Source organism: Aeromonas sp. Marseille-Q7275, assembly GCF_965119515.1.
Window position 1 is genome coordinate 195,315 of sequence record NZ_CBCPLW010000003.1, and the last position, 16,376, is coordinate 211,690.

Sequence of the window (16,376 nt, forward strand, 5' to 3'; positions counted from 1 at the left end):
TGCCTCATATTGTGCCACAGCTGGGCCAGTTGTTCCTGTCGGCGAGTGGTTTTGTGAGCCCTAGTACACCCAGTCTCGCAGTCTGTATTCCAAACGGTGCCGTTTTCCGGTCAGGATCAGGGTCTGTGGCGTGCCGCTCAGGGTCGCGCCCTCCATCAGGGTGGCGAGCACCGCCTGCTCGATCTGATCGAGCCTGGGCGGGCAGGCCATGGCCGTGCTGCCGAGGCTGGTGACCCAGAGCCTGTCATCCTCGAGATGGCCCTGGCCGAAGTAGCGGTTGCACCCGGCGATGCCGTTGACGGTGAAGTGCTCCCCTATCTCGATGTCGGGGGGATTGACGCGGCTGCTGGGGATGGCCTGGCCATCCAGCTTGTCGAGCACCCAGTGGTGGTGCTGCAGATCTTGCGAGGCGAAGCGGGGAGTACTGCTGCAGGCACTGAGCAGGAGCAGGGCGAGCAGCAGTAGCAGAAATCTGGGCATTGAAGGGGCTCCGGTGGTGGGTATGACAAGCATACCCGTCCCCGGGCCTGGGCGGCAGGGCGAGGGGGGAGGTGCCCGACCGCTTCTGTCGCCCCGGGGGAAGAGGGGGTGTCGGCAAATGGCAACACCCGCCCCGGGCGAGTCGGATTGCACGCAAAAGGGGTCACCATCTGACCCCTTTTGCTTGTCTATCGGTAAACCGGCTTATGCATCGGCGAACAACCGCTCGGCGTAACGGACGAGCCCCGAGACGACGGAACTGAAGTCACCCCTCCTTCCAGAGGGGATGCTGTGGGCAGCCTTTGGCGTGTCGGGGCTCAGCCGGCAAACAGCCGCTCGGCGTAACGGGCTAGGCCCGAGGCCACGGAGCCGAAGTCATCGCCTCCCTCCAGAGGCACTGCGGGCAGCTTCTGGCGAATGAAGGCCTTGATGAGGGGGGAGCGGGCGCTGCCGCCGGTGACGAAGATCCGATCCGGCGCCACGCCGGCGGCGGCGATCGCCTCGTCCATCAGCTCGCCGATCTTCTCCAGCAGGGGGGCCGAGGCACTGGCCAGCTGAGGGCGCGTGAGTTCCGCCTCCAGCCCTTTCTCCAGCTCGTTCAGGGTCTGGTGATTGAGCTCGTGGTCGGACAGGGCGATCTTGCCCTGCTCGGCGCGCCACACCAGCTGGTGGCTCAGCTTGTGGGCCCGCAGGCTGGCGAGCCGTGAGAGCTTGCTGCCGGGCTGGCTGTCGAGCTGCAGATCCTGCAGCTGGCGGGCGGTGTCCAGGCTGTAGAAGCGGCTCTGGGCGCTGACGTCGTTGATGGCGGCCGCGTCCCAGAACAGCGGGTGGGGCAGCGGCTTGCCGGTCTTGAGGGTCTCGTGCATGCCGAGCAGCGGCATCATGCCCTCCACCGTCAGGCGGATGTCGAAGTCGTTGCCGCCGATGCGCTGGCCGCTGTGGCCGAGCAGATCGCCGCTGCGATCCAGCCGGTCGCGGTGGCTCGGGCCCATGCGCAGCATGGAGCAGTCCGTGGTGCCGCCGCCTATGTCCACCACCAGCACCACGGCATCCTCGGTGAGGCGCGCCTCGAACTCGAAGCCGGCGGCCACCGGCTCGTAGAGAAACTCCACCCGCTCGAAGCCGGCGAGGCGGGCCGCCTCACCCAGGATGGCGATGGCCTGGCGGTTGCTCTCCTCCCCGGCCAGCCCCTGGAAGTTGACCGGGCGACCGATCACCGCCCGGCGCACGGGGGCCCCGGTCTGCTGCTCCGCCTCGTGGCGGACGTGCAGCATCATGGCGCAGACGATGTCCTCGAACAGGGCTATCTGGGGCGCCTTGAGGCCGTAGGCCCCGAGGAAGGATTTCGGCGACTTGATGTAGTAACCGTCATCCGGCTCCTCCAGGTAGCGCTCCAGTGCCGCGCCGCCGAAGCTGAGCTCGTCGATGAGCCCCTCTTCGCGCATCTGGCGACGCACCGCCTGGGCCCGGGTCACCACGGGGCCCCGCAGCTTGAGGTACTCCGCCTGCTGGGTGCTGGCCAGTCGTTCGGCCAGCAGGCCGGCGATGGCATCCCGGTGCGGGGCGTGCAGGGTGGAGGGGAGGTAGTGGGAACCGGAGAGGGTCAGCAGCCTGGGGCTGCCCTGTTCCATCACGGCGACGGCACAGTTGGAGGTACCGTAATCAAATCCGATAAACATGGGTGCCAGACTCCAGAGTAAGAAAGGAGGACTGGCCTACTCGAAGGTGCCGGGTCTTACAACCCGACGCACAGTCGGAGGTACAGTGAGCAAATCCGATGAACATGCTTGCCAGACTCCTGTACAAAAAAGGGCTGGTAGCCTACCCGAAGGCGCCGAGTCTCACAACCCGGCGCCATGGTTATTGCGCTCGCGGGGGGCAACAGGAGGAGCGGGGCGCCTGCCGGCACAGGAAACAGAGGGCGTGGCGCCCTCTGTCCTTCATCGCTGCGGAGGAGGGGTTACTCCACCTCGTTGTCGCTGCGGCCCTGGCTCTCGATGGCCTGGATGTTGCCGAGGGTGGTGTCGGCGATGGCGTGCAGCGCCTCCCGGGTCAGGAAGGCCTGGTGACCGGTGAACAGCACGTTGTGGCAGGCAGACAGGCGGCGGAAGACGTCGTCGGTGATCACCTCGTTGGACTTGTCCTCGAAGAAGAGATCTTCCTCCTCCTCGTAGACGTCCAGCCCCAGGGCGCCGATGCGGGAAGTCTTGAGGGCCTCGATGGCGGCGTTGGAGTCGAGCAGGCCGCCCCGGCTGGTGTTGATGATCATCACCCCGTCCTTCATCTTGGCGAAGGCCTCCTTGTTCAGCAGGTGGTAGTTCTCCTTGAACAGGGGGCAGTGCAGGCTGATGACGTCGGACTGGCGCAGCAGGGTGTCGATGTCCACGTACTCGGCCCCCAGATCGATGGCCGCCTGGTTCGGGTAGGGGTCGCTCACCAGCAGGCGCATGCCGAAGCCCTTGAGGATGCGCAGGGTGGCGATACCGATCTTGCCGGTACCTATGATGCCGGCGGTGCGGCCATGCATGTTGAAGCCGACCAGCCCCTCCAGGGAGAAGTTGGCGTCGCGGGTACGCTGGTAGGCCTTATGAATGCGGCGGTTGAGGGTCATCATCAGGCCCACCGCGTGCTCGGCGACGGCCTCGGGGGAGTAGGCGGGCACCCGCACCACTTTCAGGCCCAGCTCCTTGGCGGCCACCAGATCCACGTTGTTGTAACCGGCGCAGCGCAGGGCGATGACCCTGGTGCCATTGGCGGCCAGCTCGGTCAGCACCTCCCGGTCGGCGTCATCGTTGACGAACAGGCAGACCACGGGGAAGTGATGGGCGAGGCGGGCTGTCTTGGCCTCCAGCCGCACGTCGAAGAACTCCAGCTCGAAGCCGTACTGGCTGTTGGCCTGATTGAAGTGTTCCTTGTCGTAGCTCTTGGTACTGAAAACGGCGACTCTCATGGGGCGCTCTCCGCAGATAATGATGTGGTTAAATTACAACAAATAGTGACCGTCATCACGGGATAAATGGTGGGGATTCAGCCCCACGGCATGATGGGAACGGCGCTCACTGCACTCTTGTACGAACCATCCACCAACTTGGTGCTGTAAGTCAGATAGACAAGGGCATTGCGCTTCTCGTCGTAAAAACGCACCACCTTCTGCTCCTTGAACACCAGCGAGGTGCTGACGTCGAACACCTCTTCCCCGGCTTTGAGCTTGGCGGGCAGGGTGATGGGGCCTATCTGGTGGCAAGACAGTGAGGCGTGGGAGGGATCTTCCGCCAGCCCGAGGCCACCCTTGACGCCCCCTGTCTTGGGGCGCGCCAGATAGCAGGCGACGCCGGCGATTTTCGGGTCGTCGAACGCCTCCACCAGGATCTTGTGATTGGGGCCGACCAGCTTGAAGGCGGTGCTCACCTCGCCGACGGGGTCGGCCTTGTCGGCCAGCGCCGGACCGGCAAACAGCATGCCCAGCAGCAGAGGCAGGGTGAGGGTGAGGGGGGAAGGGTGTGTCATGGTTTCTCCTTTGGTTTCCCTCGGTAGGGGATGCCCAAGCGACGATAGAGGCTGGCCAGCACCCAGGCGGGGCCTACCAGCAGAAATTGCAGGTCGGCGAGGAAGGAGGGGCGCTTCCCCTCTATCCGGTGGCCGACGAACTGGGCTACCCAGAGCAGTGCGAAGCCGCACAGGGCCGGCCACAGCAAGGGGCCTTGCCAGCTGTGGCAGAAGGCCAGTCCCAGCGCGGTCAGGATCGCCATTCCCACGAACAGGGCAAACGACAGCTGCAGGTAGAAGGCCAGCACCGGAATGGCAACCAGCGCCGCCCAGTTGAGGGACGGCGGCAGCGGGCCTGCTGGCAGGCCCCAGAGCAGGGCCAGGGTACAGAGGTAGATGCCGGGCACCGCCACCTTGTGGATGGCCACATTGACCGGGTGCTGGTGGCTCTGGCCGTAGTCGCTGAACCAGTCGTCGAGTCGTTTCATGGCACCTCCCTGGTGCTGCGGTTGAAACCGGCCCGCTTATTCCCTGCGAGCCTGCGGTCAGGGACCAACACCCTTTGTCGCGGTGGCAAGTCCCAACGCCAGTGCGTCGGAGTCCCGGCATTACTGCCTGGGGGGATAATCCCAACAAATAGGGCCCCGGAATCCCGGCGTTATTGTCCTTGTCTGGGCGGATAGTCCCAACAAATAGGGTTCCGGAATCCCGGCATTACTGCCTGGGGGGATAATCCCAATATTGGGCTGGAATGCTCCTGAGCAAGGGGGTCATGTCCGGGTTGGGCAGGGAGATGGTGACTCGCTGCTCCAGGTTCGCGCTGGCCAGGGCCTCGCGCACCCTGGGATTCTCGTGGAAGAACTTCATGAAGCTGCCGTCGGCATAGGCCCGCTCCAGTCCTGTCTGGATCGCCCTGGCCAGCTTGGGAGACTCTGGGCTGACGAAGAAGAACTCGGCGAAGGGGTAGCGGATAAGCAGGTGCTGCTCTATGGCGAGATTGGGGTACTGGGCCGCCAGCTCACGGCGTTCCGCGAAGATCTCCACCAGACCACGGGGGAAGAAGTCGAGCTTGTCGCCGTCGTTGATGAGACGGAACAGGTTGCTGTAGCGCCCCGCGTAGGTCGCTATGCCCGCCTGCTCCAGGATCTTGTTGTCGGCCCAGCCGACCCCCTGGGCCGCCTTCAGCTGCTTGAGATCCGCCAGGGTGTTGACCTGGTTGAACTTCTCTTGGGCATCGCCGTGAATGAACGACAGCCGCAGCCCTTCCAGACCGCGGAACAGCGGAATGGTGACGGGGATCAGGGCGGATTCGAGGGCGCTGGAGGTACCCATCCAGAACACATTGATGGTTTTGCCCTTGCGCAGCTCCTGCTGCAGGGTGAACTGATTGAGATTGAGGTCGACCCGTTCCAGCTTGTAGGGCTGTCCGGCACGGTCGAGTGCCAGCTCCAGCAGCTTGAGCTGGTATTCGCTGTCGAGGTCATTGATCGGTCGGCTGGGGACCTTGACGGTGAGAGTCTGCGCCTGTGCCAGCAGCGGCAGGCACAAACACAGCTTGATGAGCCATTTCACGCTCTGATCTCCTGTAGAGTCCGGGACTTGCCCGGAGTCTAACAGAAGTTGTCACGCTCTTGCTGTGAAGCCGCAAACAAGGTTCATGTGCAGCCCGGCATGCTCGTCTGTCTATACGGACGCCGGTGCCTGCGCACTGCCTTGCCTGCGGCCCGGTGCGACAAGGGGGTGACGGTTCACTGGCGCATCAGGCGACGCGGCGGAACACGTGGGTGTCGTTGAATTCCTTGGTGCTCTGGCACTCGACGCAGAAGCGGGACTCAGGACGAGCCTGCAGCCGCTTGAGGGAGATCTCGTCACCGCAGGATTCGCAGTAGCCAAAGTCTCCTTCATTGATGCGTTTCAACGCCCCTTTCAGCTTGCGCAGATGCAGCTTGTCGTGCTCGATGCGGTTCAGCTCCAGACGGCGGGCCTCCTCGATGCTGGCACGATCAATTTCATCGGCCATCTCGTTGGTATCGGTGGCGATGGCCTGGCTGGCTTGGGAGTTGAGACGCTCTTCGAGCTCGAGGATTTGTCGCTCGATCTGACCCTTGTAAAAGGCCAGTTGGTCTTCAGTCATGAAATCACACATAGGGTTTGCTACCAGTCAGTTTCCCAATTTTTCCCATTTATGGGGGCTGTCGGCCCGCAGACCAAGCCCCTGTAGTCCGATTTGCACCAAATCCATGCAGGAGAGTGCAAATCAGGGCGGGCCTTGTACCAAAAAAATGCAGGTATGCAAAGAGAATTGGATAAGGATTGTGCGCCCTTGCAAAGAAATGGGCCCGCTCCGACAGGGGCTGACTGAGTATCGAGCAGGTTCTGTCCAGCCTTGGCATCGGGCTTGCAGTGGGCTGATCGTGGCACAGAGTGTTTAGTATTTGGTGCCGCGCTGGTCATTATATCGGCCGTTGTTTATAGTTTTTTAAACACCACTGCTTGACAAAGGCCTTTATCACGGGCTTTTATGGTGAGGTCGATTACATTTTCTTAACAAGGGTGTTCCTTATATTAGACACCCTTGCCAATGACAACCGTAGAGTCGGGGTTTAACATGGACAGTATCAAGGGCTGGATGGAGAGCAATCGCATCACGGAAGTGGAGTGCCTGTTCCCGGATTTCACCGGCAATGCCCGAGGCAAGATCATTCCAGCCAACAAGTTTCTGCGCGAAGGGGGCATGCGGCTGCCCGAGGTCATCTTCACCCAGACGGTGACCGGCGAGTACCCGGATGACGACAGCATGATCGACCCGCTGGAGCGGGACATGCAGCTCTATCCCGATCCCAACACCATTCGTTTCGTGCCCTGGGCACTGGAGCCCACGGCTCAGGTGATTCACGACTGTTTCGACATCAATGGCAAGCTGATCGACATAGCGCCGCGCTCCGTGCTGCGCCGGGTCCTGTCATTTTACGAGAAGCAGGGCTGGAAGCCGGTGGTGGCCCCCGAGCTCGAATTCTATCTGGTCAAGCGCAACGAAGACCCCGACTATCCGCTGGCGCCGCCGGTGGGCCGCAACGGCCGCCCCGAAACGGCTCGCCAGTCGTTCAGCATAGATGCGGTCAACGAATTCGATCCCATCTTCGAGGACATGTACGACTACTGCGAGGCCCAGGAGCTGGAGGTGGACACCCTGATCCACGAGTCCGGCGCCGCCCAGATGGAGATCAACTTCCTGCACGGTGACGCCATCGATCTCGCCGACCAGGTGTTCCTGTTCAAGCGCACCATGCGGGAAGCGGCCCACCGTCACGGCATCTATGCCACCTTCATGGCCAAGCCCATGAGCGATGAGCCGGGCTCCGCCATGCACATCCACCAGAGCCTGGAAGATGCCGAGGGGCGCAACCTGTTTGGCACCAGCGAAGGGGGCAACTCCGAGCAGTTCATGCATTTCATCGCCGGCCTGCAGAAGTACACCCCGGCGGTGACCGCCCTGCTGGCGCCCAACGTCAACTCCTACCGCCGCCTCACCTTCGGCGAGAGCGCGCCGCGCAACGTGCAGTGGGGCGTGGAAAACCGTACCTGCGGCCTGCGGGTGCCCTTCTCCGAGCCGAGCGCGCGTCGGGTCGAGAACCGCTTCGCCGGTGCCGACGCCAACCCCTATCTGGCGCTGGCCGCCACCCTGGCCTGTGGCTACCTCGGCATGCTGGAGAAGCTGGAGCCCATGCAGGAGATGAAGGCGAGTGCCTATGACCTGCCCTACAGCCTGCCCCGTTCCCTGGAGGAGTCGCTCAGCCATCTGGAGCAGTGCGAGCCCATCAAGGACATGCTGGGGGAGCGCTTCATCCGCGCCTTCGTCGCGGTCAAGCGCAAGGAGTACGAGACCTACTTCGGGGTGATCAGCCGCTGGGAACGGGAATTCCTGCTGCTGAACGTCTGACCCGTCCCGGGAGGGGCGCAGATCCCTCCCGTCACTCTCAAAGCAAGATGGCACTGGCTCGTGAGGGGCGGCCGATGGCGCCCGCTCGCGGCCGCACCGTGCTCGTGGGCCAGCCCATGGATGACGGCACGACGATCGCTTAAATCGCTTAAATCGAAGGAACCGAGGAGCAGGCAACGCAGCATTCCGCCCGTGAGTAGCAGTGACCGGGAGAGTGCCAGCCGCCCTCGACATTGACGAATAAACATCGCTTACATCGAAGGAACCGAGGAGCAAGCAATGAAGCAGACCACCCGCGAGTGGCAGCAACTGGATGCCAGCCACCACCTGCATCCCTTTACCGACTTCCAGGCCCTGAACAAGAAGGGCAGCCGCATCATCACCAAGGCCGAGGGGGTCTATCTGGAAGACTCCGACGGGCGCCGCATCCTGGACGGGATGGCGGGCCTGTGGTGTGTCAACCTGGGTTATGGCCGCCAGGAGCTGGTGGATGCCGCCACCAGACAGATGCAGCAACTGCCCTATTACAACCTCTTCTTCCAGACCAGCCATCCTCCCGCCGCCGAACTGGCGACCCTGCTGGCCGAGATCACGCCCTCCCATCTCAATCACGTCTTCTTCACCGGCTCGGGCTCCGAGTGCAACGACACCGTGCTGCGCATGGTGCGCCACTACTGGGCCAGCAAGGGGCAGCCGGACAAGCAGGTGATCATCAGCCGCCACAACGCCTACCACGGCTCCACGGTGGCGGGCGCCAGTCTGGGGGGCATGAAGGGCATGCACGCCCAGGGTGGCCTGCCCATTCCCGGCATAGTCCACATCGATCAGCCCTATCACTTCGGCGAGGGGGAGGGCATGAGCGCCCACGAGTTCGGCCTGGCCCGTGCCCGCCAGCTGGAAGAGAAGATCCTGGAGCTGGGGGTGGACAAGGTGGCCGCCTTCATCGGCGAGCCAATCCAGGGGGCCGGCGGCGTCATCATTCCGCCCGACAGCTACTGGCCCGAGATCCAGCGCATCTGTGACAAGTACGGCATCCTGCTCATCGCCGACGAGGTGATCTGCGGTTTTGGACGCACCGGTCACTGGTTCGCCAGCGAAGGGTTCGGCATCAAGCCTGACCTCATGTGCCTGGCCAAGGGCATCACCTCGGGCTACCTGCCGATGGGGGCCGTGATGGTGGGGGACAGGGTCGCCAGGGTGCTGGTGGAGGAGGGGGGTGAGTTCAACCACGGCTTCACCTATTCCGGTCATCCGGTGGCCTGCGCCGTGGCCATCGCCAACATCCAGCTTATGCAAAGTGAGAGCATAGTTAAGCGCGTTCATGATAGTATCGGCCCCTATTTGCAGCGCCGCTGGAGCGAGCTTGCCGATCACCCGCTGGTGGGAGAAACCCGGGGTAAAGGCCTGGTTGCCGCGCTGGAAATAGTCCAGGACAAACAGACGAAACGTCGTTTCCCGGCCGAACTGCACGCCGGGATGACCTGTCGGGAGTTCTGTTTTAACAATGGCTTGGTGATGAGGGCTGTCGGCGATACCATGATCATATCGCCCCCCTTGGTGATCACCGAGGAACAGGTGGATGAATTGGTCAAACTGGCCAGGCTCAGTCTGGATCTGACGGCTGCAAAGCTGCAGGAATAGGCTGAAACCGGGCAGATTGGCTTACGCATACAATTTGCTTAGGAGACAAGGACTATGTCTTTTAAAAAGGGAATGATGGCTGCTTCCGTGGCGCTGGTCATGATGAGTACCGGGGCGATGGCCGACGAGAAGGTGCTGCACGTCTACAACTGGAGCGACTACATAGCGCCGGATACGCTGGAAAACTTCCAGAAGGAGACGGGCATCAAGGTGGTGTACGACGTGTTCGACAGCAACGAGGTGCTGGAAGCCAAGTTGCTGGCGGGCAGTTCGGGTTATGACATCGTCGTCCCGTCCAACCCCTTCCTGGCCAAGCAGATCAAGGCAGGCGTCTTCCAGAAGCTGGACAAGTCCAAACTCTCCAACTGGCAGAATATGGATGTCGATCTGCTCAAGGCGCTCGAACCGAGCGATCCGGGCAACCAGTACTCCATCCCTTACCTGTGGGGCACCATTGGCTACGCCTACAACGCCGAGAAGGTGAAGGCCGTGCTGGGTGCCGATGCGCCGGTCAACTCCTGGGATCTGGTGTTCAAGCCGGAGAACATGGCCAAGTTGAAGGAGTGCGGTGTCTCCTTCCTCGACTCGCCGACCGAAATGCTGCCGGCCGCCCTGCAATACCTGGGCTTCAAGCCGGATAGCCAGAAGCCGGACGAGTTGAAGAAGGCAGAGGAGCTGTTCCTCTCCATCCGCCCCTATACCGCCTACTTCCACTCCTCCAAGTACATTTCGGATCTGGCCAACGGCAACCTGTGCGTGGCGGTGGGTTACTCAGGTGACCTGCAGCAGTCCAAGGCACGTGCCGCCGAAGCCAAGAACGGTGTCAGCCTGACTTACACCATTCCGAAAGAGGGGGCCGGCAGCTTCTTCGACATGATCGCCATCCCGGCGGACGCCAAGAACGTCGAGGCAGCCCACACCTTCATCAACTACCTGATGAAGCCGGAAGTGATCGCGAACATCACCAACGTGGTGCAGTTCCCGAACGGCAACAAGGCGGCGACTCCGCTGGTGGACGAGGCGATCCGCAACGATCCGGGCATCTACCCGACGGCGGACACCCTCAAGAAGATCTACACCTTCCCGGATCTGCCGGCCAAGGTGCAGCGTCTGATGACCCGCAGCTGGACCAAGATCAAATCAGGTAAGTAAGTGACGAGTACCCCTCCCGGTCCGCAGTTCGGCCGGGAGGGTGGTGACCACCCGACAGGTTGGACGGCGCGTATGGATGCGCGACTGGCAAAATCACACAAACGAGGACTGATACGTGCACATGACCAAGATGGCAACGCTGGCCCTGACCCTGGGGTTTGCAAATCTGACCCAGGCAGCCCCTGTGGTTCATTTTTACAACTGGTCCGATTATATCGGCGAGACCACCCTCAGTGACTTTCAGCAGAAGACCGGGATCAAGACCGTCTACGACGTGTTTGACTCCAACGAGACGCTGGAGGGCAAGCTGCTGACCGGACGCACCGGTTACGATCTGGTCGTGCCCTCCAACAATTTCCTGGCCAAGCAGATCAAGGCGGGGGCTTTCCAGAAGCTGGATCCCGCCCTGCTGCCCAACCTGAGCAACCTGGATCCCCTGCTGCTCAAGCAGCTCGACAAGGTGGATCCGGGCCATCAGTACGCCGTGCCCTATCTGTGGGGCACCAACGGCATCGGTTACAACGTCGAGAAGGTGAAGGCCGTGCTGGGGGTCGACAAGATTGACTCCTGGGCGACCATCTTCGAGCCGGAAAACATGAAGAAGCTCTCCCACTGCGGGGTGGCATTCCTCGACTCGGCGGACGAGATGATCCCGGCTGCCCTGAACTACCTCGGCCTCAATCCCAACAGCCACGATCCTGCGGATCTCAAGCGTGCCGAGGAGCAGTTGCTCAAGGTGCGCCCCTATGTGACCTACTTCCACTCCTCCAAGTACATAGGGGATCTCGCCAATGGCGACATCTGTGTGGCGGCGGGGTTCTCCGGTGACATACTGCAGGCGGCGGCCCGGGCCGACGAGGCGGGCAAGGGGATCAAGATTGCCTACAGCATCCCCAAGGAGGGGGGCAATCTGTGGTTCGACATGATGGCGATCCCCTCCGATGCCACCAACGTCAAAGAGGCTCACGCCCTGATCAACTACATTCTCGAACCTGAAGTCATCGCCAAGGTGAGCGACTACGTGGGCTACGCGAACCCGAACCTCAAGGCGGGAGAGTTCATGGACAAGGCCGTGCGCGATGACGAGTCAGTCTATCCCCCCCAGGCGGTGCTGGAGCGTCTGTATGTGCAGGAAGCACATCCCCGCTCGGTGCAGCGCCTGATCACCCGGAGTTGGACCAAGATCAAGTCCGGAACCTAACCTTGGCGCCCATCCCGGGGCGCCAGATTGTATTGATGGATCGGCCCCGGCCGGTATCACCTTTGGGAGTTTGGTAATGGCGATAGCCTCCAGTGCCTACAAGAAAGCCCTCGAGGGCAGCCAGCAGCGTAAAGAAGTGCTGGTCAAAATAGACAGGGTAAGCAAGCAGTTCGACGAAACGCTGGCGGTCGATAACGTGTCTCTCAACATCCACAAGGGCGAGATCTTCGCCCTGCTGGGTGGTTCAGGTTCCGGCAAGTCCACCTTGCTGCGGATGCTGGCCGGGTTCGAGCGCCCCACCGAGGGGCGGCTGTTCCTGGATGGGGTCGACATTACCGACATGCCGCCCTATGAACGTCCCATCAACATGATGTTCCAGTCCTACGCCCTGTTTCCCCACATGACGGTGGCGCAGAACATCGCCTTCGGCCTCAAGCAGGATGGCCTGCCCAAGGCAGAGGTCGACGCCCGGGTGGAGGAGATGCTCAAGCTGGTGCAGATGACCCAGTATGCCCGTCGCAAGCCGCACCAGCTCTCAGGCGGTCAGCGCCAGCGGGTCGCCCTGGCCCGGTCGCTGGCCAAGCGCCCCAAGCTGCTGCTGCTGGATGAGCCCATGGGGGCGCTGGACAAGAAGCTGCGCTCCAAGATGCAACTGGAGCTGGTGGAGATCATCGAGCGAGTCGGCGTAACCTGCGTCATGGTGACCCACGATCAGGAAGAGGCCATGACCATGGCGGAGCGGATCGCCATCATGCACCTCGGCTGCATCGAGCAGATCGGCAGCCCGATGGACATCTACGAAACCCCGGCCAGCCGGCTGGTGTGCGAGTTCATCGGCAACGTCAACCTGTTTGACGGCCTGCTGGTGGAAGATGAGCAGGACCACGCCACCATCGCCTGCGCGGATCTGGAGCAGCCCATCTATGTGGGTCACGGCATCAGCTCCCGCGCCGAGAACAAGAAGGTGACCTACGCCCTGCGGCCGGAAAAATTGCTGATGAGCCTGCACAAGCCGGAGGAGATCGAGCATCCGGACTTCAACTGGACCAAGGGTGAGGTCTATGACATCGCCTATCTGGGCGGCCACTCGGTTTATCACATCCAGCTGCCCTCGGGCAAAATCGTTCAGGCTTTCATCGCCAATGCCGAACGCCACGGCAAGCGGCCAACCTGGGATGACCAGGTGTTCCTCTACTGGGAAGATGACAGCGGCGTGGTGCTGCAATCATGAAGGCATTGAGACGACTCAAGCAGATGGGGGGACGCCAGCTGGTGATCGGCATCCCCTTCTTCTGGCTGTTCCTGTTCTTCCTGCTGCCCTTCGTCATAGTGGTGAAGATCAGCTTCGCCGAAGCGGATGTGGCGATCCCGCCCTACACCGACGTGATGAGCTGGGCCGACAATCAGCTCACCATACTGCTCAACATGGGCAACTACCTGCTGCTGCAGGAGGATGAGCTCTATATCGCGGCCTATCTGGGCTCCCTCAAGATGGCCTTCATCAGCACCCTGCTCTGCCTGCTGATCGGCTATCCCATGGCCTACTCCATCGCGCGGGCCAACAAGGAGACCCAGACCGTTCTGCTGCTGCTCATCATGATGCCGACCTGGACCGCCATCCTGATCCGGGTCTACGCCTGGATGGGCATCCTCAGCAACAACGGCCTGCTCAACAGCGTCTTGCTGGGGATAGGGGTGATAGACGAGCCCTTGCAGATCCTCAATACCAACCTGGCGGTCTACATCGGCATCGTTTACTCCTACCTGCCGTTCATGGTGCTGCCGCTCTACGCCAACCTGGTCAAGCACGATCAGAGCCTGCTGGAGGCGGCCTCCGATCTCGGCGCCCGCAACCTGACCCGGTTCTGGCAGATCACTGTGCCGCTCTCCAAGAACGGCATCATCGCCGGTTGCATGCTGGTCTTCATTCCCGTGGTGGGCGAGTTCGTCATCCCCGAGATGCTGGGCGGCCCCGAGACCCTGATGATCGGCAAGGTGCTGTGGCAGGAGTTCTTCAACAACCGTGACTGGCCGGTGGCGTCCGCCCTGGCAGTGGTGATGCTGGCGGTGCTGATCATTCCGATCATCCTGTTCAACCGCAACCAGGCCAAAGAGCTGGAGGGGAAAGTATGAGGCGCTTTGGTTTTGCCAAGCTGATGCTCTGGCTGGGGCTGCTGTTCATCTACTTGCCCATGATCATCATGGTCATCTACTCCTTCAACGCCTCCAAGCTGGTGACTGTGTGGGGGGGCTGGTCGCTCAAGTGGTACTTCGGTCTGCTCGACAACAAGCAGTTGATTGGCTCCGTGTTCCGCTCCCTGGAGATCGCCTTCTACACCGCCATCGCCGCGGTGGCGCTGGGGACAGTAGCGGCCTTCGTGCTGACCCGGATCCCGCACTTCCGTGGCCGCACCCTGTTCGGCGGCATGGTGACGGCGCCCCTGGTGATGCCAGAGGTGATCACAGGTCTGTCGCTGCTGCTGCTGTTCGTGGCCATGGCCCAGCTGGTGGGCTGGCCCGCCGAGCGGGGCATGCTGACCATCTGGATTGCGCACACCACCTTCTGTACCGCCTATGTGGCGATCGTGGTGTCGGCGCGGTTGCGGGAGCTGGATCTCTCCATCGAGGAGGCGGCCATGGATCTGGGCGCCAAGCCGTGGAAGGTGTTCTTCCTCATCACCATCCCGATGATAGCCCCGTCGCTGGCGGCGGGGGGCATGATGTCGTTCGCCCTGTCGCTGGATGATCTGGTGCTGGCGAGCTTCGTCTCGGGTCCGGGTTCCACTACTTTGCCGATGGAGGTGTTCTCGGCGGTGCGGCTCGGGGTGAAACCCGAGATCAACGCGGTGGCGAGCCTGATCCTGCTGTCGGTGTCGCTGTTCACCTTCGGCAGCTGGTACCTGATGGCGAGGGCGGAGAAACGCCGCCGCGCCGAGATTGCCATGACCACCCAGATGCAGGCCGTCGCCTGACTCAGGGGCTGTTGACGCAGTAACACGGCTTGCGCCGACGGCTCAACAGCCCCTAAGATCCGCATTCTCTCATCCGTCAGGAGAATGGAATGCGGATCTCCCTCTTTATCGGCCAGAGCGCCGAGATGAATGCCGAACTCGCCCCCGGACTCGTCAGTGCCATCGACAAGCATGAGGCAGGGCATCCCCTGTGGTGCGGCTTCTCGGGCCTGGAGGGCGATGAGCAGAGCGACAAGCGCCATCACGGCGGCCCGGATCGCGCCCTGCACTACTATCCTGCGGATCACTACCCCTGGTGGAAGAGCTGGCAAACCGCGCTGGGTCTGCCTGCCCCCCGAGCCTCCTGGCAGCCGGCGGCCTTTGGCGAAAACCTCTCCGGCCTCGGATTGACCGAGGCGCAGGCCTGCATCGGCGATGTCTATCGCCTCGGCGCCGCCCTGGTCCAGATCAGCCAGCCGAGATCCCCCTGCTTCAAGCTCAATCAACGCTTTGGCTACCCGCACCTCTCCCAGGTGATGCAGCTCAGCGGCCGCTGCGGCTGGCTGCTGCGGGTGCTGGAGGAGGGGCGCGTGGCCCCGGTGGATGAACTGCTGCTGATGGACAGGCCCTATCCCGAGCTGACGGTGAAGCGCACCGCCGACATCCTGTTCAACCAGGCCCGCCACGAAGGGGACCTGCAACTGCTGCTGGACAACCCGGCGCTCTCTCCCAACTGGCGCCAGCATGCGGCCCACTGGCTGGAGCACGGGGTCGTTGCCGATTGGAGTCGGCGTCTGCTGGGACCGACCGAGTTTCAGCTGCCGCCAAAGGCGTAACGGAGCACCGGGACGAGCCCGGTGCTCCGTATCGCCATGAAACGCTGGATTATTGAGCGTAAAGCCCTTTTTTTACGGCAGATGCAAAAAAAGGCTTGTGTCATGTCGGGGCTTTCGGTAAATTCTCGCCCCGCAGACATCGGTGTGTAGCGCAGCTTGGTAGCGCACTTCGTTCGGGACGAAGGGGTCGGAGGTTCGAATCCTCTCACACCGACCACATTAGAAAAGGCCGCTCATCGAGCGGCCTTTTCGCATTTTGGACTGCCTCCACGCTGTAGGAGCTCTCCTCTGAATATCCTCGTCATTGTCCTTCCTCGCTCGGCGCATTACCCCTCATGCAAGGGCATATTCCTCGGGATGGCCATGCGCATCCCGTTCAGCCCCCTTGAGCCAGTCACGCTGCTTTCACCGCTTTCGCCAGCACCAGACGCTCATTGACAGACCACTTTCAAGCCGCGGGCACCCCTGCCGTGGTCGCTCGACGGGGCAGGGTGCGTCAGGCACCGGCATCGCGAGTATCAATCGCGATACATCATGCACCATGTTCGTTTGGTCCAGTTATCAACGACTTGTGGCCCGTCCCGACGGATCGTTCGGTGCCATGTGTTTCATGCCTGTGACACGTCCGGCGGCAGATCTCCGTAACCCCTTGTTTTTGCACTTCACATTCACTGGCACACGACTTGCTC

Annotated in this window: 15 protein-coding genes and 1 tRNA gene; 9 read left to right on the forward strand and 7 right to left on the reverse strand. The window is 62.0% G+C overall.

The features are described 5' to 3' along the window. Positions 1–60 precede the first annotated feature (60 nt). The 7 genes from ACWPWQ_RS04750 to ACWPWQ_RS04780 all read right to left on the reverse strand — a co-directional run bounded on the left by ACWPWQ_RS04750 (position 61) and on the right by ACWPWQ_RS04780 (position 6,112). Entirely contained in the window at positions 61–480 is a 420-nt protein-coding gene (locus ACWPWQ_RS04750; protein WP_025328730.1) for an META domain-containing protein, read from the reverse strand. Positions 481–797: 317 nt separating this feature from the next. After that, positions 798–2,159: a molecular chaperone gene (gene yegD / locus ACWPWQ_RS04755; RefSeq protein WP_454009128.1), complete on the reverse strand. Its 1,362-nt coding sequence runs from the start codon at positions 2,157–2,159 to the stop codon at positions 798–800. Between the two features lie 281 nt (positions 2,160–2,440). Beyond that, entirely contained in the window at positions 2,441–3,430 is a 990-nt protein-coding gene (locus ACWPWQ_RS04760) for a 2-hydroxyacid dehydrogenase (RefSeq protein WP_139438043.1), read from the reverse strand. A 77-nt stretch (positions 3,431–3,507) separates the two neighbouring features. Continuing rightward, positions 3,508–3,987, reverse strand: a complete 480-nt coding sequence (locus tag ACWPWQ_RS04765) for a CreA family protein (RefSeq protein WP_454009129.1) — start codon at positions 3,985–3,987, stop codon at positions 3,508–3,510. Beyond that, the gene (locus ACWPWQ_RS04770; protein ID WP_454009130.1) at positions 3,984–4,454 is read right to left on the reverse strand and encodes an Mpo1 family 2-hydroxy fatty acid dioxygenase; all 471 of its coding nucleotides are present in this window, start codon (positions 4,452–4,454) and stop codon (positions 3,984–3,986) included. The genes ACWPWQ_RS04765 and ACWPWQ_RS04770 overlap by 4 nt, the downstream gene beginning before the upstream one ends. Positions 4,455–4,680: 226 nt before the next feature. Then, positions 4,681–5,538: a hypothetical protein gene (locus ACWPWQ_RS04775; RefSeq protein ID WP_454009131.1), complete on the reverse strand. Its 858-nt coding sequence runs from the start codon at positions 5,536–5,538 to the stop codon at positions 4,681–4,683. A gap of 187 nt (positions 5,539–5,725) precedes the next feature. Further along, positions 5,726–6,112: a TraR/DksA family transcriptional regulator gene (locus ACWPWQ_RS04780; protein ID WP_005328486.1), complete on the reverse strand. Its 387-nt coding sequence runs from the start codon at positions 6,110–6,112 to the stop codon at positions 5,726–5,728. Positions 6,113–6,574: 462 nt separating this feature from the next. Between ACWPWQ_RS04780 and ACWPWQ_RS04785 the strand changes: the two genes are divergently transcribed. From ACWPWQ_RS04785 to ACWPWQ_RS04825, 9 genes are all read left to right on the forward strand, one after another. Next, positions 6,575–7,906 carry a glutamine synthetase family protein gene (locus ACWPWQ_RS04785; RefSeq protein ID WP_454009132.1) on the forward strand — a complete coding sequence of 444 codons (1,332 nt, stop codon included), beginning with the start codon at positions 6,575–6,577 and terminating at the stop codon, positions 7,904–7,906. Positions 7,907–8,185: 279 nt separating this feature from the next. Beyond that, positions 8,186–9,547, forward strand: coding sequence for an aspartate aminotransferase family protein (locus ACWPWQ_RS04790; protein WP_454009133.1), 1,362 nt, complete (start codon positions 8,186–8,188; stop codon positions 9,545–9,547). A gap of 54 nt (positions 9,548–9,601) precedes the next feature. After that, a complete protein-coding gene (locus tag ACWPWQ_RS04795) occupies positions 9,602–10,699 on the forward strand; it encodes an extracellular solute-binding protein (protein ID WP_139438034.1) in 1,098 nt (365 codons plus the stop codon). Positions 10,700–10,820: 121 nt separating this feature from the next. Next, positions 10,821–11,900, forward strand: a complete 1,080-nt coding sequence (locus ACWPWQ_RS04800) for a polyamine ABC transporter substrate-binding protein (protein WP_282101263.1) — start codon at positions 10,821–10,823, stop codon at positions 11,898–11,900. Between the two features lie 76 nt (positions 11,901–11,976). Continuing rightward, positions 11,977–13,131, forward strand: coding sequence for a polyamine ABC transporter ATP-binding protein (potA, locus tag ACWPWQ_RS04805; protein ID WP_005328474.1), 1,155 nt, complete (start codon positions 11,977–11,979; stop codon positions 13,129–13,131). Beyond that, positions 13,128–14,033, forward strand: coding sequence for an ABC transporter permease subunit (locus tag ACWPWQ_RS04810; RefSeq protein ID WP_139438030.1), 906 nt, complete (start codon positions 13,128–13,130; stop codon positions 14,031–14,033). The genes potA and ACWPWQ_RS04810 overlap by 4 nt, the downstream gene beginning before the upstream one ends. Beyond that, a complete protein-coding gene (locus ACWPWQ_RS04815) occupies positions 14,030–14,872 on the forward strand; it encodes an ABC transporter permease subunit (RefSeq protein WP_025328719.1) in 843 nt (280 codons plus the stop codon). Before ACWPWQ_RS04810 ends, ACWPWQ_RS04815 begins: the two co-directional genes overlap by 4 nt. Positions 14,873–14,961: 89 nt before the next feature. Then, a complete protein-coding gene (locus ACWPWQ_RS04820; RefSeq protein WP_454009134.1) occupies positions 14,962–15,687 on the forward strand; it encodes an MOSC domain-containing protein in 726 nt (241 codons plus the stop codon). 140 nt (positions 15,688–15,827) lie between these two features. Further along, positions 15,828–15,904, forward strand: a tRNA-Pro gene (locus ACWPWQ_RS04825). The last annotated feature ends 472 nt before the right edge of the window (positions 15,905–16,376 follow it).

Excerpts from the sequence above, each read along its gene's own strand:
- ACWPWQ_RS04770 (WP_454009130.1), bottom strand. The coding sequence starts at position 4,454 with ATGAAACGACTCGACGACTGGTTCAGCGACTACGGCCAGAGCCACCAG.
- ACWPWQ_RS04810 (WP_139438030.1), top strand. The coding sequence starts at position 13,128 with ATGAAGGCATTGAGACGACTCAAGCAGATGGGGGGACGCCAGCTGGTG.
- ACWPWQ_RS04815 (WP_025328719.1), top strand. The coding sequence starts at position 14,030 with ATGAGGCGCTTTGGTTTTGCCAAGCTGATGCTCTGGCTGGGGCTGCTG.
- ACWPWQ_RS04795 (WP_139438034.1), top strand. The coding sequence starts at position 9,602 with ATGTCTTTTAAAAAGGGAATGATGGCTGCTTCCGTGGCGCTGGTCATG.
- ACWPWQ_RS04790 (WP_454009133.1), top strand. The coding sequence starts at position 8,186 with ATGAAGCAGACCACCCGCGAGTGGCAGCAACTGGATGCCAGCCACCAC.
- yegD (WP_454009128.1), bottom strand. The coding sequence starts at position 2,159 with ATGTTTATCGGATTTGATTACGGTACCTCCAACTGTGCCGTCGCCGTG.
- ACWPWQ_RS04780 (WP_005328486.1), bottom strand. The coding sequence starts at position 6,112 with ATGTGTGATTTCATGACTGAAGACCAACTGGCCTTTTACAAGGGTCAG.
- potA (WP_005328474.1), top strand. The coding sequence starts at position 11,977 with ATGGCGATAGCCTCCAGTGCCTACAAGAAAGCCCTCGAGGGCAGCCAG.
- ACWPWQ_RS04820 (WP_454009134.1), top strand. The coding sequence starts at position 14,962 with ATGCGGATCTCCCTCTTTATCGGCCAGAGCGCCGAGATGAATGCCGAA.
- ACWPWQ_RS04785 (WP_454009132.1), top strand. The coding sequence starts at position 6,575 with ATGGACAGTATCAAGGGCTGGATGGAGAGCAATCGCATCACGGAAGTG.
- ACWPWQ_RS04800 (WP_282101263.1), top strand. The coding sequence starts at position 10,821 with ATGACCAAGATGGCAACGCTGGCCCTGACCCTGGGGTTTGCAAATCTG.
- ACWPWQ_RS04750 (WP_025328730.1), bottom strand. The coding sequence starts at position 480 with ATGCCCAGATTTCTGCTACTGCTGCTCGCCCTGCTCCTGCTCAGTGCC.
- ACWPWQ_RS04760 (WP_139438043.1), bottom strand. The coding sequence starts at position 3,430 with ATGAGAGTCGCCGTTTTCAGTACCAAGAGCTACGACAAGGAACACTTC.
- ACWPWQ_RS04765 (WP_454009129.1), bottom strand. The coding sequence starts at position 3,987 with ATGACACACCCTTCCCCCCTCACCCTCACCCTGCCTCTGCTGCTGGGC.